The organism is Advenella mimigardefordensis DPN7 (assembly GCF_000521505.1).
Taxonomy (GTDB): Bacteria; Pseudomonadota; Gammaproteobacteria; order Burkholderiales; family Burkholderiaceae_B; genus Advenella; species Advenella mimigardefordensis.
The window spans coordinates 532,203-557,523 of the sequence record NZ_CP003915.1 but is presented as its reverse complement, the minus strand read 5'-3'; the positions used below and the strand labels follow the sequence as shown (position 1 = coordinate 557,523).

The 25,321-nt window shown below is 57.2% G+C and carries 21 protein-coding genes; 2 read left to right on the top strand and 19 right to left on the bottom strand.

The annotated features are described in order from the left end of the window. Positions 1 to 13 precede the first annotated feature (13 nt). The 14 genes from hisB to MIM_RS02470 form a co-directional block, all read right to left on the bottom strand. Positions 14 to 601 (bottom strand): imidazoleglycerol-phosphate dehydratase HisB, encoded by a 588-nt coding sequence (hisB, locus tag MIM_RS02535; protein WP_025371194.1) that lies wholly within the window; start codon positions 599 to 601, stop codon positions 14 to 16. Between the two features lie 9 nt (positions 602 to 610). Continuing rightward, positions 611 to 1,933, bottom strand: coding sequence for a histidinol dehydrogenase (gene hisD, locus MIM_RS02530; RefSeq protein ID WP_025371193.1), 1,323 nt, complete (start codon positions 1,931 to 1,933; stop codon positions 611 to 613). A gap of 9 nt (positions 1,934 to 1,942) precedes the next feature. After that, positions 1,943 to 2,611, bottom strand: a complete 669-nt coding sequence (gene hisG / locus MIM_RS02525; RefSeq protein WP_025371192.1) for an ATP phosphoribosyltransferase — start codon at positions 2,609 to 2,611, stop codon at positions 1,943 to 1,945. Positions 2,612 to 2,616: 5 nt separating this feature from the next. Continuing rightward, positions 2,617 to 3,873, bottom strand: a complete 1,257-nt coding sequence (gene murA, locus MIM_RS02520) for a UDP-N-acetylglucosamine 1-carboxyvinyltransferase (protein WP_025371191.1) — start codon at positions 3,871 to 3,873, stop codon at positions 2,617 to 2,619. Further along, positions 3,866 to 4,108, bottom strand: coding sequence for a BolA family protein (locus MIM_RS02515; protein ID WP_042069887.1), 243 nt, complete (start codon positions 4,106 to 4,108; stop codon positions 3,866 to 3,868). Before MIM_RS02515 ends, murA begins: the two co-directional genes overlap by 8 nt. A 2-nt stretch (positions 4,109 to 4,110) precedes the next feature. Beyond that, positions 4,111 to 4,896 carry an ABC transporter permease gene (locus MIM_RS02510; RefSeq protein ID WP_025371189.1) on the bottom strand — a complete coding sequence of 262 codons (786 nt, stop codon included), beginning with the start codon at positions 4,894 to 4,896 and terminating at the stop codon, positions 4,111 to 4,113. Further along, positions 4,893 to 5,690 (bottom strand): ABC transporter ATP-binding protein, encoded by a 798-nt coding sequence (locus MIM_RS02505; protein WP_025371188.1) that lies wholly within the window; start codon positions 5,688 to 5,690, stop codon positions 4,893 to 4,895. Before MIM_RS02505 ends, MIM_RS02510 begins: the two co-directional genes overlap by 4 nt. A gap of 66 nt (positions 5,691 to 5,756) precedes the next feature. Further along, positions 5,757 to 6,365, bottom strand: coding sequence for an MlaC/ttg2D family ABC transporter substrate-binding protein (locus tag MIM_RS02500; protein WP_025371187.1), 609 nt, complete (start codon positions 6,363 to 6,365; stop codon positions 5,757 to 5,759). A 184-nt stretch (positions 6,366 to 6,549) separates the two neighbouring features. Further along, positions 6,550 to 7,542: an MlaA family lipoprotein gene (locus MIM_RS02495; protein ID WP_025371186.1), complete on the bottom strand. Its 993-nt coding sequence runs from the start codon at positions 7,540 to 7,542 to the stop codon at positions 6,550 to 6,552. Between the two features lie 112 nt (positions 7,543 to 7,654). Then, complete coding sequence (gene mlaD, locus MIM_RS02490; RefSeq protein WP_025371185.1) at positions 7,655 to 8,200, bottom strand: outer membrane lipid asymmetry maintenance protein MlaD; 546 nt, start codon at positions 8,198 to 8,200, stop codon at positions 7,655 to 7,657. A gap of 40 nt (positions 8,201 to 8,240) precedes the next feature. Continuing rightward, on the bottom strand, positions 8,241 to 9,023 hold the full coding sequence (gene mlaE / locus MIM_RS02485) for a lipid asymmetry maintenance ABC transporter permease subunit MlaE (RefSeq protein ID WP_025371184.1): 783 nt from the start codon (positions 9,021 to 9,023) through the stop codon (positions 8,241 to 8,243). Beyond that, the gene (locus MIM_RS02480) at positions 9,020 to 9,856 is read right to left on the bottom strand and encodes an ABC transporter ATP-binding protein (RefSeq protein WP_025371183.1); all 837 of its coding nucleotides are present in this window, start codon (positions 9,854 to 9,856) and stop codon (positions 9,020 to 9,022) included. The genes mlaE and MIM_RS02480 overlap by 4 nt, the downstream gene beginning before the upstream one ends. Positions 9,857 to 10,041: 185 nt before the next feature. Then, positions 10,042 to 11,508, bottom strand: a complete 1,467-nt coding sequence (locus MIM_RS02475; protein ID WP_025371182.1) for a glutamate synthase subunit beta — start codon at positions 11,506 to 11,508, stop codon at positions 10,042 to 10,044. Between the two features lie 13 nt (positions 11,509 to 11,521). Continuing rightward, positions 11,522 to 16,270 carry a glutamate synthase-related protein gene (locus MIM_RS02470; RefSeq protein WP_025371181.1) on the bottom strand — a complete coding sequence of 1,583 codons (4,749 nt, stop codon included), beginning with the start codon at positions 16,268 to 16,270 and terminating at the stop codon, positions 11,522 to 11,524. A 314-nt stretch (positions 16,271 to 16,584) separates the two neighbouring features. On the opposite strand from MIM_RS02470, the gene dbpA reads away from it, so the two are divergent. Continuing rightward, complete coding sequence (gene dbpA / locus MIM_RS02465; RefSeq protein WP_042069884.1) at positions 16,585 to 17,958, top strand: ATP-dependent RNA helicase DbpA; 1,374 nt, start codon at positions 16,585 to 16,587, stop codon at positions 17,956 to 17,958. A gap of 30 nt (positions 17,959 to 17,988) precedes the next feature. Here dbpA and glpK read toward each other — a convergent pair whose 3' ends face one another. The 3 genes from glpK to MIM_RS02450 all read right to left on the bottom strand — a co-directional run bounded on the left by glpK (position 17,989) and on the right by MIM_RS02450 (position 22,398). Next, positions 17,989 to 19,473 carry a glycerol kinase GlpK gene (gene glpK, locus MIM_RS02460; RefSeq protein WP_025371179.1) on the bottom strand — a complete coding sequence of 495 codons (1,485 nt, stop codon included), beginning with the start codon at positions 19,471 to 19,473 and terminating at the stop codon, positions 17,989 to 17,991. 63 nt (positions 19,474 to 19,536) lie between these two features. Next, positions 19,537 to 21,435, bottom strand: a complete 1,899-nt coding sequence (locus tag MIM_RS02455; RefSeq protein ID WP_025371178.1) for an LTA synthase family protein — start codon at positions 21,433 to 21,435, stop codon at positions 19,537 to 19,539. 249 nt (positions 21,436 to 21,684) lie between these two features. Beyond that, positions 21,685 to 22,398 (bottom strand): hypothetical protein, encoded by a 714-nt coding sequence (locus MIM_RS02450; RefSeq protein ID WP_025371177.1) that lies wholly within the window; start codon positions 22,396 to 22,398, stop codon positions 21,685 to 21,687. 181 nt (positions 22,399 to 22,579) lie between these two features. On the opposite strand from MIM_RS02450, the gene fghA reads away from it, so the two are divergent. Continuing rightward, positions 22,580 to 23,431 (top strand): S-formylglutathione hydrolase, encoded by an 852-nt coding sequence (fghA, locus tag MIM_RS02445; protein WP_025371176.1) that lies wholly within the window; start codon positions 22,580 to 22,582, stop codon positions 23,429 to 23,431. Between the two features lie 97 nt (positions 23,432 to 23,528). Here the strand turns inward: fghA and MIM_RS02440 are convergent, their stop codons facing one another. Both MIM_RS02440 and MIM_RS02435 read right to left on the bottom strand, forming a co-directional pair. Next, positions 23,529 to 24,416: an ABC transporter permease subunit gene (locus MIM_RS02440; RefSeq protein ID WP_084459071.1), complete on the bottom strand. Its 888-nt coding sequence runs from the start codon at positions 24,414 to 24,416 to the stop codon at positions 23,529 to 23,531. Between the two features lie 32 nt (positions 24,417 to 24,448). Further along, positions 24,449 to 25,318, bottom strand: a complete 870-nt coding sequence (locus MIM_RS02435) for a taurine ABC transporter ATP-binding protein (RefSeq protein ID WP_025371174.1) — start codon at positions 25,316 to 25,318, stop codon at positions 24,449 to 24,451. Positions 25,319 to 25,321: the final 3 nt, after the last annotated feature.

Sequence of the window (25,321 nt, the reverse complement as noted above, 5' to 3'; positions counted from 1 at the left end):
CGCATTCCTGCCATTACAGCACGCCTTTGGTGGATGGAATCACGCCTTCGCTGCGCGGATCCGGCGTCAGCGCCATGCGCAGTGCGCGACCAAAAGCCTTGAAAACCGTTTCGGCCTGATGATGCGAATTGGTACCACGCAGGTTGTCGATATGCATGGATACCAAGGCATGATTAACAAATCCCTGGAAAAACTCACGCATCAGGTCTACATCAAAGCGCCCGACATGTGAGCGGGTAAAGGGAACGTGATACTCCAGGCCGGGACGGCCGGAAAAATCGATAACCACACGAGACAGGGCCTCGTCCAGCGGCACATAGGAATGACCGTAGCGAGTGAGTCCTTTTTTGTCGCCCACGGCCTTGGCTACAGCCTGGCCCAGTGTAATACCGACATCTTCCACGGTGTGGTGATCGTCGATATGTACATCGCCATCACATTTGATATCCAGATCTATCAAGCCGTGACGCGCAATCTGGTCGATCATATGATCCAGAAACGGCACGCCGGTATCAATGGCCTGCTTGCCTGTGCCATCCAGGTTAAGTGACACCCTGATGCGGGTCTCATTGGTATTTCGGGTAATGTCAGCGGTTCGCATAACGTAGTATCAGGTCTTATCGTCAGTATTAGAATTCAGGCGGTAACGCGCGCTCTGCGCATGCGCAGGAAGGCCTTCGCCATCGGCCAGTTCGGCGGCAATCGCCCCTAGTGTAATCGCTCCTGCCTCGGACACCTGGATAATACTGCTGCGTTTCTGAAAATCGTAGACGCCCAGTGGCGAAGAAAAGCGTGCCGTACGCGCCGTGGGCAGCACGTGATTGGGGCCGGCGCAATAGTCGCCCAGCGCTTCAGACGAAAAACGCCCCAGAAAAATCGCACCCGCATGGCGGATTTTCCCGGCCAGCTCACTGGCATTTTCCGTGGAAATTTCCAGATGTTCGGGTGCAATTTCATTTGCAATAGAAACCGCCTCATCAAGATCCCGCACCAGAATCAGTGCGCCGCGATCGGCCAGGCTTTTGCCCAGAATCTCGGCGCGTGGCATGGTGGGCAGCAGGCGCACAATAGCCTCCTGCACTTTTTCCAGAAAATCGGCGTCGGGACACAGCAGGATGGCCTGAGCCAACTCGTCATGCTCGGCCTGGGAAAACAGATCCATGGCAATCCAGTCTGCCGGCGTGGTGCCATCACAGATGATCAGGATCTCGCTGGGGCCGGCCACCATATCAATCCCTACGGTACCGAAAACCCGCCGCTTGGCTGCAGCCACATAGGCATTGCCGGGGCCGACGATTTTATCGACGGGCGCAATGCTGTCGGTGCCGTAAGCCAGTGCGCCGACCGCCTGGGCGCCACCAATGGCAACCACGCGATCCACTCCGGCAACGGCAGCCGCAGCCAGCACCAGCGGATTGCGCACGCCATCGGGCGTAGGCGTCACCATGATAACTTCACCCACCCCGGCCACCTTGGCCGGAATGGCGTTCATCAACACTGACGAAGGATAGGCTGCCTTGCCCCCGGGGACGTAAAGACCCACGCGGTCCATGGGCGTGATGTTCTGGCCCAGCACCGTACCGTCCGCCTCCTGGTAGCGCCAGGAGTCGGTTTTCTGCCGGTCATGATACATACGCACGCGCTGCGCAGCCTGTTCCAGTGCCTGACGCCGTGCCGGTGCCAGCGCATCCAGCGCCGCCTGGCATTCTGCGGGCGAGATCTCCAGATCCGCCATGGTGGTCACCGGCAAACGGTCAAATTGCGTGGTGTATTGCAGAACAGCCGCATCGCCGCGCTGCCTGACATCCTGCAAAATACCGGCAACCGCCTGTTCAATATGGGCGTCTTCGCCAGCTTCAAACGCCAGCAACTGGCGTAACGTACCCGCGAACCCGTCAGCACGGGAATCCAGTCGATTGATTACAGGTTTCATAGCTTCAGATTATCCCTGAGAGGGCGTTGCGTGTTCAAAGGCATCCAGAATGGGCTGCAAAACCGCAGCGCGGGTCTTGAGCGCTGCCTGATTGACGATCAGCCGGGACGACACAGGCATGACATCTTCAACGGCAACCAGACCATTGGCGCGCAGCGTACCGCCTGTGGAGACCACGTCGACAATGGCATCGGCCAATCCGACCAGCGGCGCCAGCTCCATGGAGCCGTACAATTTAATAATATCAACATACACGCCCTTGCGGGCAAAATGCTCACGCGCCACGTTAACGTACTTGGTGGCAACGCGCAGGCGCGCGCCCTGGCGCACCGCGGCTTCATAGTCGAACCCGTCACGTACCGCAACAGCCAGACGGCAACGTGCAATATTCAAGTCTATCGGCTGATACAGGCCGCCCGGATGTTCTTTGCTGTACTCGTACAGCACGTCTTTGCCGGCAATGCCGAAATCGGCCGCACCATATTGCACATAGGTGGGCACATCAGAGGCGCGCACAATCAAAATCCGCAGGTCATCGCGACTGGTAGGCAGTATCAACTTGCGCGACTGCTCGGGGTGTTCGGTCACGACAATGCCGGCCTGCTCCAGCAGCGGCAGTGTTTCCTCGAAAATACGCCCTTTGGACAGGGCCATGGTCAGTTGGGGATTCTGTGTCATGAGTATCAGCTCCGCAGTCGCTGGATGTCGGCGCCCACCGCCTGCAGCTTGTCTTCCATTTTTTCGTAACCACGATCCAGGTGATAGATGCGATCGATAATGGTTTCGCCGGTCGCCGCCAGGCCCGCAATAACCAGGCTGGCAGACGCCCGCAGATCGGTCGCCATGACCTGGGCACCCATCAGCTGCTGCACGCCGTTGATGACCGCCGTATGGCCATCCAGTTCGATATCGGCGCCCATGCGCATCAGTTCAGGCACGTGCATGTAGCGGTTTTCAAAAATATTTTCGACAACAACCGCCATACCGGTGGCGACCGTGTTCAGGGCCAGCAACTGAGCCTGCATATCTGTCGGGAAGCCGGGATACTCACGCGTCCGGAACCCCACCGCTTTTGGCCGCGTCTGCATAGAAGCGCGAATCCAGTCTGCGCCGCTTTCGATGGTGAGGCCCGCATCGATGAGCTTGTCCAGCGTCGCCCCCATGGTATCGGGTGCCGCATTGCGCAGCATGATGTCGCCGCCGGTGGCACCGACGGCGCACAGGAAAGAACCGGCTTCAATGCGATCGGGCACAACCGTGTAGTCGGTGCCGTGCAGACGCTCTACGCCGTCAATCACGATCCGGTCCGTACCATGCCCGGAAATACGCGCGCCCATGGAGATCAGCATTTCCGCCAGATCCACCACTTCCGGTTCGCGCGCGGCATTCTCCAGCACCGTCTGGCCTTCGGCCAGCGCTGCCGCCATCAGAAACTGCTCGGTACCGCCCACCGTTACCATATCGGTCACAATGGGAGCGCCCTTAAGGCGTACCGCGTTTGCCACTACAAAACCGTGTTCTACGGTAATATCTGCACCCAGCGCCGTCAGGCCCTTGATATGCTGATCCACCGGCCGCTGGCCGATAGAGCAGCCACCCGGCAGGCTGACCTTGGCCTGACCGAACCGCGTGAGCAGCGGGCCAAGCACCAGGATTGACGCGCGCATGGTTTTGACCAGTTCGTACGACGCTTCCAGATTGGTGATCTGGTCGGCCTGCAAATGCACAACACCGCCCGCTTCCTGGGTGACTTTAACGCCCAGGTCGGCCAGCAGCCGCACCGTGGTGCTGATATCATTGAGCTGCGGCACATTGCGCAACGTCACAGGCTCACTGGTAAGCAGTGCGGCGCACAGAATCGGCAATGCCGCATTCTTGGCACCGGAAATGCTGATTTCGCCGTTCAGGCGGCGTCCGCCGACAATTCTGAGTTTATCCATTCTTGCGATACTCTTCGGGGGTCAGGGTTTTCATTGAAAGCGCATGAATTTCCGCTTTCATTCGCTCGCCCAGCGCTGCGTATACCGCCTGGTGCCGGGCAATGGGGCGTTTTCCCTCAAAAACGGTACTAACGATCAGGGCTTCAAAGTGCGAGCCATCGCCGCGCACTTCAATGTGTTCACAGGGCAGATGCGATTCGATGTATTGCTGAATCTGTTCGGGGGTAGGTAACATAGTCATGTCCTGAGTTTATATCCCTGGGCAAGTAATCGCAGGGCGTAGGCAGAGAGCAACACGAAAAAGGCGGCCACCACGGCAACACTATGCCAAGGCGAGACGTCCGATGCCTGGAAAAATCCGTAACGGAAGCCGTCAATCATATAGAAAACCGGGTTCCAGTGCGACACCCCCTGCCAGAATGGCGGCAGTGAGTGGATAGAATAAAACACACCCGACAGGAAAGTGGCGGGCATGATCAGAAAATTCTGGAACGCCGCCAGTTGGTCGAATTTTTCCGACCACAGCCCGGCAATAATACCCAGTACGGCCAGAATACAACAGGAAAGCACCGCGAACGCCAATACCCATGCGATGCTGGCCGGCCAGATGGGCACAAAAAAGGACGCCATGATCCAGATACCCAGCCCCACCACCAGACCGCGCAGCACGGCCGCAATCACGTAGGCGGAGAAAAATTCATAATGAGACAGCGGCGGCAGGAGCACGAACACCAGATTACCGGTGATTCGGCTTTGAATAAGCGACGACGACGGGTTGGCAAAGGCATTCTGCAGCATGCTCATCATCATGAGCCCGGGGATCAGAAAAGCCGTATACGGCACCGTATCGTACATCCGGACCCGGTCTTCCAGCACATGAGCAAACACCAGCAGGTACAGCATGGCAGTCATGACCGGCGCGGCCACCGTCTGGAACGCGACTTTCCAGAAGCGCAGCAGTTCCTTGTACAGCAGGGTCGGAAAGCCCGAACCAAACCGGACGTCTTTTTGCAGGGGATTCATGATGCCACACTCTCCTGCAGACCGTTATGCATGATGTGCACAAAGGCTTCTTCAAGATCGCGCCCGCCCACACGCGCCATCAGCGCCTGAGTGGTATCCAGCGCAACAATTTGCCCGCGCTTGAGCAGCGCGATCCGGTTGCACAGGGCTTCAGCCTCTTCCAGATAGTGGGTGGTTAGCATGATGGTGTGACCGCTTTTGTTCAGGCGCACGATAAAGTCCCACAGACTGCGCCGCAGGTCTACGTCGACACCGGCAGTGGGTTCGTCCAGAATGATCACAGGCGGGCGATGCACCAGCGCCTGGGCCACCAGCACACGCCGCTTCATGCCGCCGGACAGTGCGCGCATATTGGCGTCCGCTTTTTCTGTCAGGCCCAGGTTGTGCAAAATCTCGTCGATCCAGTCATCGTTGCGATGAATGCCGAAGTAACCCGATTGCAGGCGCAGGGTTTCACGCACGGTAAAAAACGGATCGTACACCAGCTCCTGCGGCACCACGCCCAGCGAACGACGCGCCTGCTTGTACTGGGTCGCAACGTCATAACCACAGATGCTGGCGGTGCCTGCGGTGGGGTGTGACAGGCCGGCCAGCAGGGAAATAAGCGTGGTTTTACCGGCTCCATTGGGGCCCAGCAAGCCAAAAAACTCGCCTTCCTGAACGCTGAAACTCACGTTATCGAGCGCACGAAACGGCTCGCGTGAAGGATCCCGGGACGACAGAAAGCGCCGCCAACCCGCGTTACGGACACTGTTATAGATTTTGGAAAGATGTTGTACTTGAACGGCGGACATGAATATAAAAAATGCCTGGCTCACCAATGAGCCAAGCATTTCATTATATCTCAAACGCCTGTGGAATCAGCGATTGAGTGCCTTGATCAGGCCATCAATGCCACCCTGCGAGATCTGGCCGGCGAACTGATTGCGGTAATTCTGGATCAGCCAGATATTTTCCACATTCAGGTCATAGATCTTCCAGCTATTGCCGGCCTTTTCCAGGCGATAATCCACTGAAACCGGCCCCTGGCCGGCCGTAATAATAGAACGCACAACCACATCGCTGGCGTTGGTATCACCACGGAATGGCTGCATGGTAATCGTGGTACCTGATGTGACATTACGGAAGGCACCGCTATAGGTCCGCAGCAAGGTTTGCTTGAATCCGTTTACCAGCGCCGAGCGTTGCTCCGCGGTGGCCTGACGCCACGGCTGGCCCACTGCCAGGCGGGTGGTTTTTTCCATATTGATGTGCGGCATCAGATATTGCGTGACAATACCGTTAATGGCGCTGATATCACCACTTTTGGCCGCATCGCTCTGGTTGACGGCCTGCAGGGTGTTGTTGGCGATCTGCTCAACAAACTGATTCGGATCCTGGGCAGCCACAGCCGCCTGCATGGCACCTACTGAAAGGAACCCGGCGATCATGGCGACCTGGGTGGTCTTGAGAATACCTGCGAATTTCATACGTGATCTCCTTTCTAATCTCTGACGCGACAGTCCGAACTGGCCGGTACCTGCCCAATTGACTCATTGTATTTCCGAGGATACATGGGAAATGTCAGCAAGAGTAAAAGAACCAGCTGAATGAAACAGCCTGAAAGGAAAGAGGCGTCAATCCCGTTTCAGGCTGTTGTATTCATGCGTTCAATTACTTGCTTTCCGGATCCGTGTAGACGGGCAGCGATGGATCGGCACTGGCAGCACCGCTGGCGGGCGGCGTTGGCGTTGCCGCAGGTTGCTGCCGAAGCGCGCCTGCCGGCCGGGCGGCCGCTTTGCCTGCACTTTGCGTGGTGCCTGATGCAGCGGCATCAGGGTCATCATATACCGGCACATTTGGATCAGCCGCACCTGTCGTGCCACCCGCTTCAGGATCATCGTAAGACGGCAGGTTATCGCTGCCACCCTTGTTCTGCCCGTCTGCCCGATCCAGCACAACCGGACCGAGCTTCTGATTCAGCAATGCCTGACGGCGTTGTAAATAAGCATCACGCAGGAAGCTGTATTTGTCCAGCGCGACATCGTCCAACAGGTCGCTGGCGTTCAGCAGATTGGCACGGGAGTTAACAACACTGATACCCCAGATCGTGTTACGTACGGGCACATCGTTGATGGCACCAGGGTTCGCATAGACGGCAGAACCACCAAAACCGTCGCCCACCGTACCGGCAGTATCACGAATGGTTGAGGGGCCCAGCAGTGGCAGAACCAGATAAGGCCCCTGACCGAAGCCCCATACGCCCAGCGTGGTACCGAAATCATTCTGAATACGTGGGGCGCCTTTCATGGAGGCGACGTCGATACATCCGCCCAGGCCCATGGTGGAGTTAAACAGCACGCGACCAAAGGTATTGACTGAATCCAGGCCACGGCCCTGCAAAAAGCTGTTGATGCCCGACCAGATGTCGCCGAAGTTATTGAAAATATTGGTAACGCAGGTGCGCACAGGGCTGGGCACCACTGCCTGATAGCCCTTGGCCACAGGCGTAAGCAGGTTGCGGTCAACCGCGTCGTTAAACGCGAACATACTGCGGTTGTAGCCTTCCAGCGGATCGCCAGGCGTCGGATTTTTGACCGAGGCACAACCGGCGAGCAACGCCAGCGCGGAGCCTAAACCAAGCAGGCGTATTTGAGTTTGTTTCATAAGAGACTCGTTGTTTTATTGACAGGCGCAGTTAGGTCCCCTCAGCCGGCGACTCACCACGCCCGACTGTCCCTGCCCTTGCAATAGCCTAAATATACCAGCATTTACGCCATTATTGTACCGGCGCTGGTGCCGATGCCGGCGGTGTCAGCGCAGGCGCATTGTGTGTCTGATCCGCACCACTGCTGCCCGATGCGCCCGCCCCTTCTGACTCCGCCTTGGAAAACAGGAACTTGCTGATCAGCTCTTCAAGCACCACCGCGCTCTGCGTATAAATGATTTCACTATTGTCCGCGAGGTTCTTATCATCGCCGCCTGGTGTCAGGCCAATGTACTGCTCACCCAGCAGGCCCGAGGTCAGGATGGATGCCGAACTGTCGTCAGGGAACTGATAGCCGGCCTCGATATCCATCCCCACCACCGCTTTGAACTCTTTATTGTCGAAGGTGATGCTGCTGACCCGACCCACCACCACGCCGTTGCTTTTAATCGGCGAGCGCACTTTGAGCGCGCCGATATTCTGAAACTTGGCGGTCACATGATAGGTTTGCCCGATAGAAAACGTTCTGAGGTTACCCGCCTGCAGCATCATAAAGACCGCAGCCAGAATACCCAGCAACACGAACAATCCGACCAGAAAATCTGTTTTCTTACTCATTTGAAATTAACCTTTTTCGTGTGTACGTCACAAAACGCGACTAACCACCGAACATCACTGCTGTGAGCAGGAAATCAAGCGCCAGCACCAGCAGGGAGCTGACCACCACCGTGCGCGTGGTCGCGCGCGCCACCCCTTCCGGGGTGGGCTTCGACATCCAGCCTTCATAAACGGAAACCAGCATCACGGCCAGCCCGAACACGATGCTTTTGATAAAGCCGGCCAGAATATCGTTCTGAATATCAACTGCGCTTTGCATTTGCGACCAGAATGAACCGCCGTCCACACCGATAAGCACCACCGCCACCAGCCAGCCGCCAATAATACCGACGGTCGAAAAGATGAGCGCGAGAATCGGCATGGCAATCACGCCACCCCAGAAACGCGGAACCACGATACGGCGTAATGGGTTGATACCCATTACCTCGATGGCGGCGATCTGCTCGCCGGCTTTCATCAAACCGATTTCCGCGGTAATGGAGGTACCAGCCCTGCCGGCAAACAGCAGCGCCGTGACGACCGGCCCCAGCTCACGCACCAGACCAAGGGCCACCATCACGCCCAGCGCCTCTTCGGAACCGTACCGGGTGAGCGTGTAGTACCCCTGCAGACCCAGCACAAAACCCACAAACAGGCCCGAAACCGCAATAATGACCAGCGAATAATTACCGATAAAATGAATTTGCTCGATCACCAGCCGGGGGCGCTTAAACACGATGGACGTGCGCGCCAGCACGGCAAGTAAAAACCGGAAGCAGATTCCCAGCGCCAGAATGGGACGCGTGATGCGCGCGCCCAGCGCGGTAATAAGATCAACGATCATTTGACGCCCTCGCGATGACGACTGAGCCAGCGATCGAAATCATCAGAAGGCGGATATTCAAAGACCACCGGTCCGCTGGAGGCGCCCTTAAGAAACTGGCGCGCCAGCGAATTGTCAGACTGGCGCACTTCATCCGGCGTGCCCGACACAACCAGGCTGCCATCGCCCACCATGTACACCTGATCGGCAATCAGGAATGACTCTTCCAGGTCGTGCGTGATGAGTACCGTCGCGCAGCCGAGTTTATCGGTCAGGCTGCGAATCAGACGGGCTGTCATGCCAAGTGAAATCGGGTCCAGACCGGCAAAGGGCTCATCAAACAGAATAATTTCGGGCTCCAGCACAATGGCCCGGGCCAGTGCAACCCGCCGCGCCATGCCGCCTGAGATTTCAGACACACTCAAATGCGCAGCGCGCTTCAAACCAACCTGATCCAGTTTGTCCAGCACCTTTTCCAGAATCACGGCTTCGCTATCGTTGCTCAGTTCGCGCAAAGGGAAAGCCACATTGCTGAACACGCTCAGGTCGGTAAACAGGGCGCCCTGCTGAAACAGCACACCCATGCGGCGACGCGCAGCGCCCAGTTGCTGGGGCGTCATGCGATTGACATCCTGGTCAAAGACGGTAACGGTCCCTTTCTGCGCGCGAATCTGACCCGTCGCTGCGCGCAACAAGGTGGTTTTGCCGGAGCCGGAACCACCAATCAGGGCAACCACTTCGCCTTTGTTTACTTCGAGACTCAGGTCTCGCAAAATGACGCGGGTATCATAACCAAGGGTGACATCCGTGAACCGGATAACCGGCGGGGAGGAGTGACGTGACTCTGCTGTCATCAAAGAAATTTTGTGAAAAAGAACCCCTATTGTATCTGTTTAACGGGAGTTGGTAAAAACAAACCGCCAAAATGCGCAAGAGCCTGTTCAACGTGTAAACAGGCTCTTGCGCAAGTTTTAGAGCAATAAGCGCGATTATTGCGTAATGCGGCGTAACAGCTGCATGCGGCTGACCGGCACCCGCATTAGCGTGGCAGCAGTGATGCCCCCATCAGGAACTCATCGACCGCACGCGCACACTGACGACCCTCACGGATCGCCCAGACCACCAGAGACTGGCCCCGCCGCATATCGCCCGCAGAGAACACCTTGTCCCGGGACGTGCGATAGTTATCGACATTGGCTTTGACATTGCCGCGCTGGTCTTTTTCCACGCCGAAGGCGTCCAGTACGGCAGCCACAGGAGAAACAAAACCCATGGCCAGAAAGACCAGGTCTGCTTTGAGCTCAAATTCCGAGCCTTCGACTTCCTGCATTTTCATCTGACCGGTGGTGTCGTCCTTAACCCATTCCACCCGTGCGCACACCAGCTTTTTGAGCTTGCCCTTATCGCCCTGGAAGGATTTGGTGGTGATGGCCCAGTCGCGCTCGCAGCCTTCGACATGTGAAGAAGACGTGCGCAGCTTGGCGGGCCAGTAAGGCCAGGTCAGCGCCTTGTTTTCATGCTCAGGCGGCCGGGGCATGAGTTCGATCTGGGTGACCGATGCCGCCCCCTGGCGGTTACTGGTACCCACACAATCCGAACCGGTATCGCCACCACCGATCACAATCACGTGTTTGCCGGCAGCACTGATCTGGTTGGCGATGCGATCGCCTGCATTGCGTTTGTTCTGCTGGCGCAGAAAATCCATGGCGAAATGCACGCCGCCAAGTTCACGCCCTGGCACCGGCAGATCGCGCGGCGCTTCCGACCCACCCGCCATGATAACGGCGTCAAACTGCTCATCCAGCTCTGCGGTGGTAATCACATTCAGGCCATCTTCGGTCGCATCGGCAGCAGCTCCCACATAAGTGGAGGCCAGAAACTCTACGCCCTCGGCTTCCATTTGGGAAACGCGACGTTCAATCAGGCTTTTGTCCAGCTTGAAGTCGGGAATACCATAGCGCAGCAACCCGCCGATACGATTGCTTTTTTCAAATACCGTTACGCTGTGACCGGCACGCGCCAGTTGTTGCGCCGCTGCCAGGCCCGCCGGGCCGGAACCCACCACGGCAACCTTTTTGCCGCTTTTCTTCAGCGGCGGTTGCGGTACTACCCAGCCCTGCTCCCAGCCCTTGTCGATAATGGCATGCTCAATCGACTTGATGCCGACCGGCTCATTGCTGATATTGAGCGTACAGGCCTCCTCGCAGGGCGCCGGACAGATACGACCAGTGAACTCGGGAAAGTTATTGGTTGAATGCAGGACATCCAGCGCCTGTTTCCACTCCTGGCGGTACACCAGATCATTCCAGTCGGGAATGATATTGTTGACCGGACAGCCGGTATTGCAGAACGGGATGCCACAATCCATGCAGCGAGCACCCTGCACTTGCGCCTGCTTGTCTTCCAGCGCCAGCACAAACTCTTTATAGTGTTTCAGGCGCGCACCGGGCGCCTCGTAGGATTCGGCAACCCGCTCGAATTCGATAAAACCGGTAATTTTACCCATGATAGATCTTTCCTTAAGCTGCTTTACGGGCGGATTGTTCTGATTGCCAGATTTCTGCCAATGCACGTTTATAGTCGGTCGGCATGACCTTGACGAATTGCTTGCGGGCCTTGTCCCAGTCGCCCAGCAAGTCACGCGCCCGGAAACTGCCGGTCAGACGGAAATGGTTTTCGACCAGCGTACGCAGGATGGATTCGTCGGTCTGACGCTCCTGGCCGCGCTGAATGCTATGCCAGCCTTCCTGCCGGTTTTCCTTGAGCTGGTCGTCATGCGCCGCGACTTCACTCAGCTCAACCATCGACATATTGCAGCGTGACTTGAGTTCACCTTCCGGATCCCACACATAGGCCACACCACCGGACATACCGGCAGCAAAATTGCGGCCGGTTTCGCCCAGCACCACAACGGTGCCGCCCGTCATGTATTCACATCCGTGATCGCCGGTGCCTTCCACTACTGTGGCGGCGCCGGAGTTACGCACCGCAAACCGCTCGCCCACCACGCCGTTGAAATAGGCATCACCCGCCAGCGCACCGTAAAGCAGGGTATTGCCGGCAATGATGTGGTCCGGGCCGTAGCCGCGGAAGTCATTAGGGGAACGCACGATAATGCGACCACCAGAGAGCCCTTTACCCACGTAGTCGTTACCTTCACCAACCAGGTCAAAAGTCACGCCATGCGCCAGGAACGCGCCAAAACTCTGCCCCGCCGTACCATTCAACTGAATATGTATGGTGTCTTCGGGCAAGCCTTCGTGGCCGTATTTGCGGGCAACGGCGCCTGACAACATGGAGCCGACCGTCCGGTTGCGGTTGCGAATCGGCACAATGAAGGACACTTTCTCGGCACGTTCAAGCGCTGCCTTGCTGCGCTCAAGCAGTTGAATATCCAGCGCTTTATCAAGCCCGTGATCCTGCTCTTCGGTATGACGCACGAAGGTGTCAACCTCGGGTTGATAGAAGATATTGCTGAAGTCCAGTCCGCGTGCCTTCCAGTGCTCGATGCCGGCACGCATGTCCAGCAGATCGGCGCGACCGATCAGTTCGTCGAACTTGCGAATACCCAGTTGCGCCATGATCTCGCGCACTTCTTCGGCAATGAAAAAGAAGAAGTTGACGACGTGCTCGGGCTTGCCCTGGAATTTCTTGCGCAGTACGGGATCCTGTGTTGCCACCCCTACCGGGCAGGTATTCAGATGGCATTTGCGCATCATGATACAGCCTTCGACCACCAGCGGCGCCGTCGCAAAACCGAATTCGTCTGCACCCAGCAAAGCGCCAATCACCACGTCACGGCCTGTTTTCATCTGGCCATCGGCCTGCACCCGAACGCGGCTACGCAATTTGTTCAGTACCAGCGTTTGCTGCGTTTCCGACAGGCCCAGCTCCCATGACGTACCCGCATGTTTGATGGACGAGATAGGCGATGCGCCCGTACCACCATCATGCCCGGCAATCACAATGTGATCGGACTTGGCTTTGGCCACACCGGCCGCAACCGTACCCACACCCACTTCAGAGACCAGCTTGGTGGAGATGGATGCCGATGGATTGACGTTTTTCAGATCGTGAATCAACTGCGCCAGATCTTCGATGGAATAAATATCGTGATGCGGCGGCGGTGAAATCAGTCCCACGCCGGGCACCGAATAACGCAGCTTGGCGATGTATTCGGAGACTTTATGGCCTGGCAACTGACCGCCCTCACCGGGCTTGGCGCCTTGCGCCATTTTGATCTGGATCTGATCAGCACTGGACAGATACTCTGCACTCACGCCGAAACGACCGGATGCAACCTGCTTGATTTTTGAACGTAACGAGTCGCCGTCCTGCAGGGGGACATCGGCTTCAATACGATCGGAACCCAGCACAGAGGCCAGCGTATCGCCTTTTTTAATGCCGCTGGCACCATTGCGCAATTCGTTGCGGTAGCGCAGTTCGTCTTCACCACCCTCGCCGGTATTGGACTTGCCGCCGATACGGTTCATGGCCACGGCCAGCACCGAGTGCGCTTCGGTAGAGATGGATCCCAGTGACATCGCACCAGTCGCAAAGCGCTTGACGATTTCCTTGGCAGGTTCTACCTCTTCCAGCGCAATGGCCCTGGCCGGGTCAACACGAAATTCGAACAGCCCCCGGAAGGTCATGTGACGGCGGGACTGGTCATTGATTAACTGAGCGTATTCCTTGTAAGTGCGATAGTTATTGGCACGGGTGGAATGCTGCAGCTTGGCGATGGAGTCTGGTGTCCACATGTGGTCTTCACCACGAATGCGATATTCGTACTCGCCGCCAGCGTCCAGGGCATTTTTCAGCACCGGATCTTCGCTGTAGGCCGCCTGATGCAGGCGCAGCGCTTCTTCCGCTACCTGGAAGACATTAATGCCCTCGATTTTGCTTGGTGTGCCGGAGAAATATTTTTTTACCAGTGCCGATTGCAGGCCGACGGCCTCAAAAATCTGCGCGCCGGTGTAGGACATATAGGTGGAAATGCCCATTTTGGACATGACCTTGTTCAGGCCCTTGCCTACGGCTTTCACATAGTTCTTGACGGCTTTTTCGGGCTCCGGGAAGCCCGCCAGGGTTTCCATGACCAGATTCGGATAGATCGCCTCGGCTCCAAACCCGCCCAGCAGGGCAAAATGGTGTACCTCACGTGCCGAGCCGGTTTCCACCACCAGACCGGTAGCGGTACGCAGGCCTTCGCGAATCAAATGCTGATGCACGGCAGAGGTGGCCAGCAAGGCCGGGATCGCCACCCGTTCGCCGTCCATATTGCGATCGGACAGAATCAGAATATTCAGGCCGCTGCGCACCGCATCTGCAGCACTGGAGCACAGTGCTGCAATACAGGCCTCGATACCTTCGGCACCCCAGCTTGCGGGATAAGTGATATCCAGCTCGGCGCTGCGGAATTTGTTATCGGTGTATTTTTCAATATCGCGCAATACCGACATGCCAGCGAAGTCCAGAATAGGCTGGGACACTTCGATCCGCTGCGGTGGATTGACATTGTTGATATCCAGCAGATTGGGCTTGGGACCAATGAAGGATACCAGCGACATGACCAGTTGTTCGCGGATCGGGTCGATCGGCGGATTGGTTACCTGCGCAAACAGTTGACGGAAATAGTTGTAGAACGACTTGGGCCGGGACGACAGTACCGCCAATGGCGTATCGTTGCCCATGGAACCAATGGCTTCTTCACCATTTTTGGCCATGGGCTGGATGATGAATTTGAGATCTTCCTGGTTCCAGCCAAATGCCTGCTGGCGGTCCAGCAGCGTCGCCGGTGCGCCAGGCGCTTGCGGATGATTGTTCCCATGCACCAGAATGTCGTCGAGTTTGACGCGCAGGCGCTTGATCCACTGGCCATAGGGACGGTTATTGGACAACTGCGATTTGATTTCATCATCGCCGATAATACGGCCCTGCTCCAGGTCGATCAGCAGCATACGACCGGGCTGCAGACGCCATTTTTTGATAATGCGGTTTTCCGGAACGGTCAGGGTACCGGCCTCGGAGGCCAGAATCACCATATCGTCATCGGTAATCAGATAGCGAGCGGGACGCAGGCCGTTACGATCCAGGGTGGCGCCAATCTGGCGACCATCGGTAAAGGCCACGGCTGCCGGGCCATCCCATGGCTCCATCTTGGCTGCGTTGTATTCGTAGAAGGCGCGGCGATTCTCGTCCATTGTGGTGTGCTGTTCCCAGGCTTCCGGGATCATCATCATCATGGCGTGAGACAGCGAGTAGCCGGATGTCACCAGCAGCTCCAGACAGTTGTCAAATGTCGCGGTATCCGATTGGCCTTCATAGACAATCGGATAGAGTTTTTTCAGGTCATCGCCCAGCACAGCCGAATCCATCATGCCTTCACGGGCACGCAGCCAGTTGAAGTTACCCTTGACGGTATTGATCTCACCGTTGTGAGCGATCATGCGATACGGGTGAGCCAGCGGCCAGGCCGGGAAAGTATTAGTGGAAAACCGCTGGTGCACCAGCGCCAGCGCAGACACGGCACGGGTATCGGCCAGGTCGCGATAGTAAATGCCCACCTGGTTGGCCAGCAACAGCCCTTTATAGACAACTGTGCGCACCGAAGCCGATGGCACAAAATATTCCTGACCATGAGCCAGATGCATGTTTTGAATGGCGTGGCTGGCCGTTTTACGGATAACGTAAAGCTTGCGCTCCAGTGCATCGGGCACCATGACATCCGGGCCCCGGCCAATGAAGAGCTGGCGAATAAGCGGCTCGCAATCGCGGACAGTGGGCGACATTTCCATATCGTGATCGATAGGTACATCACGCCAGCCAAGCAGGACCTGACCTTCGTCGCGCACTGCGCGTTCCAGTTCTTTCTCACAGGCCAGACGAGAAGCGGTTTCTTTGGGCAGGAACACCATGGCGACGCCATATTCGCCCTCGGCAGGCAAGGTGACACCCTGTTTGGCCATTTCCTCGCGATAAAGCGTATCGGGAATCTGCAGCAGAATACCGGCGCCATCGCCCATGAGCTTATCGGCGCCCACGGCACCCCGGTGGTCCAGATTTTCAAGAATCTTCAGACCCTGCTGAATAATCGCATGGCTTTTGCGGCCCTTGATATTGGCCACAAAGCCGACGCCACAGGCGTCATGTTCGTTGGTCGGATCGTACATGCCCTGAGCTTTGGGCATACGATGCGGCCGATGCCCAATGGCAGAAGCGTCGATAACCGACACCTGATCGGCAGGAGAAGATGAATGAACTGACATAGGAAACTCCGCAGGGTGCTGCGTAAAAATGCGCCGCGATTGAATCGGGATACTGCTTAAAATACTTAAGCGCTATCGTGCAGCGCAATAAGGGACAAGAAAGAATACTGCGATTACCCGGGTGTTGCAAGAAAAATAATTAGGGACGCACCCTAATATTAAACGCACTATTTTGGTTCAATTTAAATTGGGGACAGAACAATTATTATGATGCTTTACGGTACAATAAGTCTTCGATTTCATTGCGCTTTTCCATTTGCGCTCATTTTTCGGCAAAGCGCCTAAGCTTGCGCCTTCGTCACCATCAGGCCACCATGTCTTTTTCCACCCTTCCCCTTTCCGAGGCCCAGCAGAAAAATCTGGCCGAACTCGGCTTTCACACCATGACGCCGATCCAGTCTGCCAGCCTGCCCGCTGTCCTGGAGGGCCGGGATGTACTGGCTCAGGCAAAAACCGGTAGCGGCAAAACCCTGGCTTTCGGTCTGGGTTTGCTACAACGGCTGAACCCCACTTATTTCGGTTGCCAGGCGCTGGTCCTGTGCCCGACCCGGGAACTGGCCGAACAGGTCGCACAGGAAGTACGCAAGCTGGCACGTGCGCTGGGCAATATCAAGGTGCTCGCCCTGTATGGCGGTACCGCCCTGAAGCCGCAGGCAGAATCGCTCCAGCATGGTGCACATATTGTGGTCGGCACGCCTGGCAGGGTACTGGATCTGGTTGATCGCGACGTGCTTCGGCTGTCTGCCGTCAAGGTTTTGGTGCTGGATGAAGCCGATCGCATGATCGATATGGGCTTTTACGAAGATATCAGCGCAATCACCCAGGCCTGCCCGCTCAAACGACAAAACCTGTTATTTTCGGCCACCTTTCCACCCGCTATCCTTAAGGCCAGTGAAGGGTTTCTGATGAATCCGGTGCACGTGCGCACCGACGACAAGCCCGATCATCCCGAGACCGATTCCTGGTTTGTGGCCACCGAAGAGGCTGACCGATTCAACACCACCGCCGCCCTGCTCAATGCCTATCGGCCCGTCTCTACCCTGGCTTTCTGCAACACCAAGGCCCAGTGCGAGGCGCTGACCGACTCCCTGCTGGAACGCGGCATCGAAGCCCGCACACTACACGGCGATATGGAGCAGCGCGATCGCGAAGATGTCCTGGTCGACTTTATCGGACAAAGTTGCTCGGTTCTGGTGGCCACCGACGTTGCCGCCAGGGGCCTGGATATTGCCACGCTGGATGCTGTGATCAATGTTGATATGTCTCCCAACGCAGAGACCCACATTCACCGGGTAGGACGCACGGGTCGCGTTGCCGGACGTGGCGGGCTGGCGCTCACCCTATGCACGCCTCAGGAGAAGTTCCGCGCCGAACGCATTGAGCAGGCACTGGGCAAACCGCTGGCCTGGCTGGACATGAACACCCTCAAACGTGGTCGCGGCGCCTTCACTCCCCCTATGCGCACCATCTGTATCCGCGGCGGCAAGAAAGACAAGCTGCGGCCAGGCGATCTGCTGGGGGCGCTCACCAAAGACCTGGGCCTGCAGGCCAGTCAGGTCGGCAAAATAAGTCTGTTCGATTTTGTGGCTTTCGTAGCGATTGAGCGTAACATCGCTCAGGACACGCTGCAGCGCCTGAGCCAGCGCCCCATCAAAGGGCGCTCGTTTCAGATGCGATTTTTAAGCTGAACCGCGCGGCGCTCATCGTTGCGCAAACCATCAGGTGCCACTGATGGTTTGCACCACTGCCTTTTCCCACTGTGCCATGCACGCCTGCGCCTGATCTGCGCTCATGGCAGGTTCAAAGGTTCTATCAATCTGCCACAATTGTTCGATCTCATCCACATCAGACCAGATCCCGCATTGCAGACCCGCCAGATAAGCAGCCCCCAGCGCCGTTGTTTCCACCACTTGCGGACGTAACACCGGGATCCCCAGCAGGTCTGCCTGAAATTGCATCAGCGCATCATTCACGCTGGCACCGCCATCAACCCGTAACTGCTCCAGCCCCGCACCGTCACGCGCCATGGCCGACAGCAGCGCGGCGCTCTGATAGGCAATGCTCTCGATCGCCGCGCGGGCAATGTGCGCAGCGGTCGTCGCGCGCGTGATGCCTACCAGCGCGCCACGTGCGTCGGCATTCCAGTACGGCGCGCCCAGGCCGGTGAATGCCGGGACGAACATAACACCGCCGGTATCGGGAACCGATTCGGCCAGCGCCTGCACATCGCGGCTTTTTTTAATAATGCCAAGACCATCACGCAACCACTGCACGGCCGCACCGGCCACGAAGACACTGCCTTCCAGCGCGAATTCGGGCTGAGGCTGACCATATTGCGCAACCCTGGTCGTGAGCAGGCCATTTTCCGAGGTAGTGAAGCGAGTGCCCGTATGCAGCAGCGCAAAGCAACCGGTGCCATAGGTATTTTTTGCCATCCCCGCGCGCGTACACGCCTGTCCAAAAAGCGCGCTGTGCTGATCGCCCGCCACGCCGCAAATGGGCAGCGCATAACCCAGCAGATCCGCAGGGATATCGCCATAATGCGCGCTGGAGGGCAGCACCTGCGGCAGCAGGCTGGCGGGAATCTGAAACAGATCCAGCAGTTGCGCGTCCCACTGCCCCGTATGCACATTGAACAACATCGTGCGCGAAGCATTAGTCACATCTGTGGCATGCACCTTGCCGCCGGTCAGTTGCCAGATCAGCCAGCTATCGATGGTGCCGAACAGCAGTTCCCCTTTTTCGGCACGGGCCCGGGCCTGTGGGAAATGCTCCAGCATCCACACCAGTTTGGTCGCGGAAAAGTAGGCGTCCAGGCGCAGGCCGGTTTTCTCCAGGATCAATGGTTCATGGCCCTGGTCGCGCAACTGGCGGCACAGCGGTTCGCCACGGCGATCCTGCCACACAATGGCCGGCCCCAGCGGTTCGCCCGTACGGCGATCCCACAGCACCGAAGTCTCACGCTGATTGGTAATGCCAACGGCACGTACCCGGGAAATATCCACCCCGGTCTGATGCAGCACCTTTTCCATCGTCACCAGCTGGGTACGCCAGATCTCCAGCGCATCATGCTCGACCCAGCCCGATTGCGGATAGTGTTGCGTAAACTCCTGGCGGGCAAGACCCACAATTTGCCCATTGCGATCAAACAAAATACTACGGGAACTGGACGTTCCCTGATCTAGTGCCAGCAGATAATCCATGGCTTGCTCTCCGAAAATGAGATCAGGTGCGTGCACTCCGAGACGCGAGTGCTGCACCCGTGATCACCGTTGTTTCGGCACAGTATAGCTTTTATCCCGGTAAACACTGAAGGGCCACAGCGCATGCGCGCGCGCCAGCTTTACCAGCGATTCATCGGACGTCATGGGTTCAAACGTCTCGGGCGCGGTATATCGAAACTGGCAGGGATCCAGATGGGGCTCCAGAACCGTCAATTGGTCGCCCTGCAGGTAGCCGTAACGGTCGCCATATTGCATAATGGCGCGGTCCGGTGTCTGCCGGGTCAGATCCTGGCCAATCATGGGGTGCTCGCAGGCAGCACCGGCCAGCGACAGCAAGGTGGGCGCCAGGTCGATCTGACTAATGAGGCGATCGTCGCGGCGCGGTGCAATCGTGCCGCCAAGAATAACCGCGGGAATATGGAAATGCTTCAGCGGAATCAGGTCGGCGCCAAACACACGCGAGTCATGATCGGCCACCACAACGAATACGGTGTTGTTCCAGTAGTCCCGCGTTTTGGCGGTTAAAAAAAACTGCCCGATGGCATGGTCGGCATAACGTACGGTATTTTCCACCGTGGCCGGGTTGCCGCTGGTCTGGATTCGGCCCTCGGGATATTCCCAGGGCGAATGATTGCTCACACTGAAGGCCAGTGTCAGCACGGGTTCGCTGCGCGCCGCATCTTCCTGCAACAGACGATCCAGCTGATTGAACATATCTTCGTCGCAATAGCCCCAGGTGCCCAGAAAGGCAGGGTCCTTAAACTGCGGCCCGTCAATCACTTCGCGAAAGCCATTACCGAGAAAAAAGCCCTTCATATTGTCAAAATGGGCTTCGCCCCCGTACAGAAAACGGGAGTGATAACCATGCTGCTGACCCAGCACGTCGGCGATCGTAAAAAAGCCGCTTTGCGCACCAGGTAGCTTGAATACCGACTGTGTAATCGTTGGCGGAAAGCCCGCTGAAAGTGCCTCCAGCCCCCTTACGGAACGGGTACCGGTGGCATAGGCCCGGGTAAAGCCCCAGCCCTGCTCGTACAGGGCATCCAGATGAGGCGTCAGTGACTGCCCGCCCAGCGTCTGCACATACTGCGCACCCAGGCTTTCCTCAACAATAAATACGATATTCAGCGGCCTGTCGCTGCTGACAGACACCTGCTGCTTATGCAGTGTGGCAGCGCCCTTGCCCGGCTCGGCAAGCGCCGTAATGCCAGCCGCTTCGCACACAATCTGGTTCATTTGCTCTGCCGGCATCTTGCCATACACGTCTTCAGCCGACATCTCATATTTCATGGCATAGATGGCGTATTGCAGACTATACATGGAGTTGAGCGCCAGGCTATTGACCATGCCATCACCGGCAAATGCCACAGTAGACGGATTGATGGGGCGCTTTTTCAGCGTACCGCGAATCATGAGAAAACACAGGGCCGCGTAGACCAGCGACTCAATGGGCCTGAGCCACCAGGGGCCCAGCGGCACCGCCGTATAGCCTGAAAACAAATGCACTGCCAGGAAAATCATCCCGGCAAAAACCAGCAGCCCCAGCGCCAGTACTTTTTTGTACCCGCGCCACAGCATGCCTGAGACTTCTTTGGGGTGTTTCAGATATTCTACGAACAAACGGTTCGGACGGGTATCGTATTCGTCAATAAACTGCGGCGTACAGATTTCCATGAACACGCAGCCCAGCCACCACACACCAAACCAGATTGCGGTTACGGTGACAAACCACTGGCGATCTTCCAGCCAGGGCATCAGCAGTGCGGGTAACGCCGCGTAGGTGGCGATCTGGTTCAGGTCTATGCGCAATCCGCCCAGAAACACGCGACCAATGCCGCTTGCCGCCTGAACGCGCCTGCGCTGCCATAACACGAATAAAACACGACTGACAAGAAATACCAGAAACAGCGCCAGGACAAACGTAAGCAGTTGATATCGCAAAATAATTCCAGAAGCAGCGGGAAAGTGGAGTATACGCAACTCTACTATGCAGGGTGTAAAATTTTTGTAAAACTCTGTCCGTTTGCTACGGTGTGTTCGCGGCTCCTTATTGGTCCCTAATGGTCTTTAACGATCCTTAATGATTCTTAACGTCTATTATGCAACACAGATGCGCCTGTGAATACTACCCTGTCGTGGCGGCGCATTCTGCCCGGTCATGAAAAACCGCCATCGGCCCGCCTGTTCTGCTTATTCTTCTTCCTGAGGCCGGTCCTGCTGGGGCCTGATACGCGGGCGGCCGCGCTTGCCAGGCATCGGACGCCGGCTGGCGACCGTATTCAGTCGGCTGATGAAATCCGGAGAACCCAGGGCCCATTGCCCATGCAAGGCCTGTGCAATCTGTTGCAATTGACTGGAGGACAGCCCCTCGGTATAGCGGTATTTATAGGCTGCCTGCCGGTCAAATGGGGTGTTGCCGGACGACCAGTAATCGGCATGATCGTTGAGCACCGGCGAATAGCCCATGAACGCTCCGGTATGAAAACCGGCAGAAGACCACGGCCACAATTCACTGTCGCTGGCGCCCTTCTCCCGGGCGACCCACGACTCCAGCCAGATCATTGATGGGATAACCCATGCACCCGGCTCCAGCAGTGTGGAACGATAGCGCCCGCTGAAAACCGGGCCGCTGCGCAGCGTGGTCGCCAGATTGCGACCCAGCATCTGGATCAGGCGTGACAGAGACTTGTCATGCTCGGGCGTTGCCAGCAGCAGAATGCCGTCATCCGTCAGCGTCCAGGCGTGCAGCAGGACACCGTGCCGGGCCAGGCCGTCAAAAAGCCATTTCTGCAGGGTGTCCAGAACCCTGCTGCCAGCCGGTGCGCGGGTGGACAGCGGAAACAGGAACCGGGCGTGAACCAGTTGCGGGATGCCGGGGGCGTAAAGCCGGGGTAAACGGGCCATGGGATGTACTGTACCACTGAATGCGAAGCCGTCATGGCCACAAGAACCGGCATCGCTTGGCGTTACCGGCGATTTTTTTCCTATATTGTAACAACGAATGAAACAATGCTATGGTAGAAGATAGCTGTAAATTTAGCAAAAAATCGACAACAATCTTCACCTCAGGAGCAAGGGTATACCCATGAGCGACAAACTCGAACTTATCAGTGAACATTACTGTTTTGACGGCACGCAGCGCTTTTATCGCCATACCTCGCGCGAAATCGGCCTGCCCATGCAGTTCTCGGTTTTCATTCCGCCCCAGGCGGCACGCGGACCGGTACCCGCCCTTATTTATCTGGCAGGTCTGACATGTACCGAAGAAACATTCATGATAAAAGCCGGTGCGCAGCGCCTGGCTGCAGAACTGGGTGTACTGCTGGTCACACCAGACACCAGCCCGCGTGGCGCCAATGTACCAGGCGAAGACGAAGGCTGGGATTTTGGCACCGGCGCCGGCTTTTATCTGGATGCCACCGAACCCGGCTGGAAAGATCACTATAAAATGTACAGCTACGTAACCAAAGAGCTGCTGCAATTGCTGCCCGAGTTTGGCGGCGATCTGAGCCGTACCGGCATTTTCGGACATTCCATGGGCGGCCATGGCGCGCTTACCATCGCCCTGAAAAACCCTGAATTATTCCGCTCGGTATCGGCTTTTGCGCCCATCAGCGCACCCATGAACTGCCCCTGGGGCGAAAAGGCCTTCACTGGCTATCTGGGACAGGATCGCAGCACCTGGGAAAACTATGATGCCAGCAAGCTGATGGAAAAAACCAAAACCCCGTTCCCTGACGGTATTCTGGTCGACCAGGGCCTGGCCGACAAATTCCTGGCTGACGGGCAACTGCTGCCCGAATTGCTGGAAGCGGCCTGCGCCAAGGCAGAACAGCCACTCACGTTACGTCGCCACGAGCATTATGATCATGGCTATTATTTTATTTCCACCTTCATGGAAGACCACCTGCGCTTTCATGCTGAACGCCTGAAATAAGGGCGAGGCAGGCAGCCGGCAAACCCGTTGCGGTTTGATCCGGTTGCCGGCCCTGCAAGGGGTTCGATCAGGGCCTTTTTACTTTTTTACAGGCACATCACCGCCCCCGCCAGGGCACCACTTTAGCTTCGATCCAGCGCATCAGCAGATCAAAGCTCCAGGCCACCAGGCCAATCACCAGAATCCCCATGATAACGATATCGGTGCGCAGAAAATTCGATGCATTCAGCACCATCTGCCCCAGCCCGACAGTGGCGGCAATCATCTCGGCGGCAACCAGCGTTGTCCAGCCAAAGCCAATGGCAATGCGCAGACCAACAAGAATATCAGGCAGTGCCGCAGGCACAATGACATGACGGATCAGTTGCCAGCGCGTGGCGCCCAGCGACAATGCGGCATTGATCTGCTCAACACTGGCGCTACGCACGCCCGCTTTCGCGGCCAGGGCAATCGGCGCGAAACAGGCCAGGTAGATCAGGATGATCTTTGACGTTTCATCAATGCCAAACCAGATGACGATCAGCGGCAGATAGGCCAGCGGTGGCAGTGGCCGGTAGAACTCAATCGGCGGGTCGAAGATACCACGCGCAACGCGACTGACACCCATGGCGATGCCTACCGGTACAGCGGTGATGGCCGCCAGGGAAAACGCGCCGAACACACGCAGCGCACTCCACTGCAAATGGAGCAATAATCCCTGACCACCCTGAATATTGCCGGCCCATGCCTGCAGAAACGCGTCCCTGATGGCGGCGGGCGTTGGCAGAAACAGCGGCGGAACCCAACCGAACTCGGTGGACACCCACCACAGCACCAGCAAAATCGAAATGCAAACAGCACTGATCCCATGACTGGAACCCGCGCCGGGCAGGCGAAATTGTGGGACCGCTGGTAGCGCCTGGTCTGCTTGCAAACGACGTTGTGGGGCCGCGCCCACTACGCCCTCACACGGTTCAGCGTTCCGCAATGACACTTGTTCAGTCATCTGCCCCCTCGTCTGCGAAAAGAGTGCGCGGGTCATGCCGTTTTGAGCCTGGGGGTGACTTCACTCTGAATTTCCCGCGATCCGGGCGGTGCGATCCAGTCCAGAACCCGCTCGCGCCAGTCAATGAAAGCGCGACTGGCCTTGACGGCACGCGCATTGCCGCCGGCCAGATACTGGCGATTAAAATCAATCGCATGCTCCTGCGCAATGCGGCCGGGCCGGGGCGACATGACCACCAGCCGGCTACCCAGAAACAAGGCTTCCTCCACGTCATGCGTGATGAAAAACACCGTTTTACCGGTTTTCTGCCAAATCTTCAGCACCAGTTCCTGAATGGATTCGCGTGTAAATGCATCCAGCGCAGCCAGCGGCTCATCCATCAGCAATACATCGGGATCACTGACCAGCGCGCGTGCAATCCCTACGCGCTGCTGCATACCACCGGATAGTTGCCATATGGGCGCCTTCATGAAAGACGCCAAACCAACCCATTCCAGTTTTTCCTGCGCTATGCGGTGCCGTTTCGCCGCATCCACCCCGCGCAGCCGCAGGGCCAGCGCCACATTGTCCTGCACATTCAGCCAGGGTAACAGCGCGTGCTTCTGAAAGACGACACCGCGCTCGGCCCCCGGACCGGTCACCTCCTGATCATTGAACCAGATGCTCCCGGCAGAGGCCTGCGTAAAACCGGCGATGCAGTTAAGCAAGGTTGTTTTGCCGCATCCTGAAGCGCCTAGTGCCACGACAAATTCACCCTGCTTTATGTCCAGATCAACATGGCTAAGCGCCAGCGTCGCCTGCTGACCGCCTGCACCCGCATAGCGTACCGACAGGTCACGTACCTGCAGACCGTGAAACGCCGTCGCGGTACGGCGTGTTGTTTGAAGAGAATCCAGGGCCATACG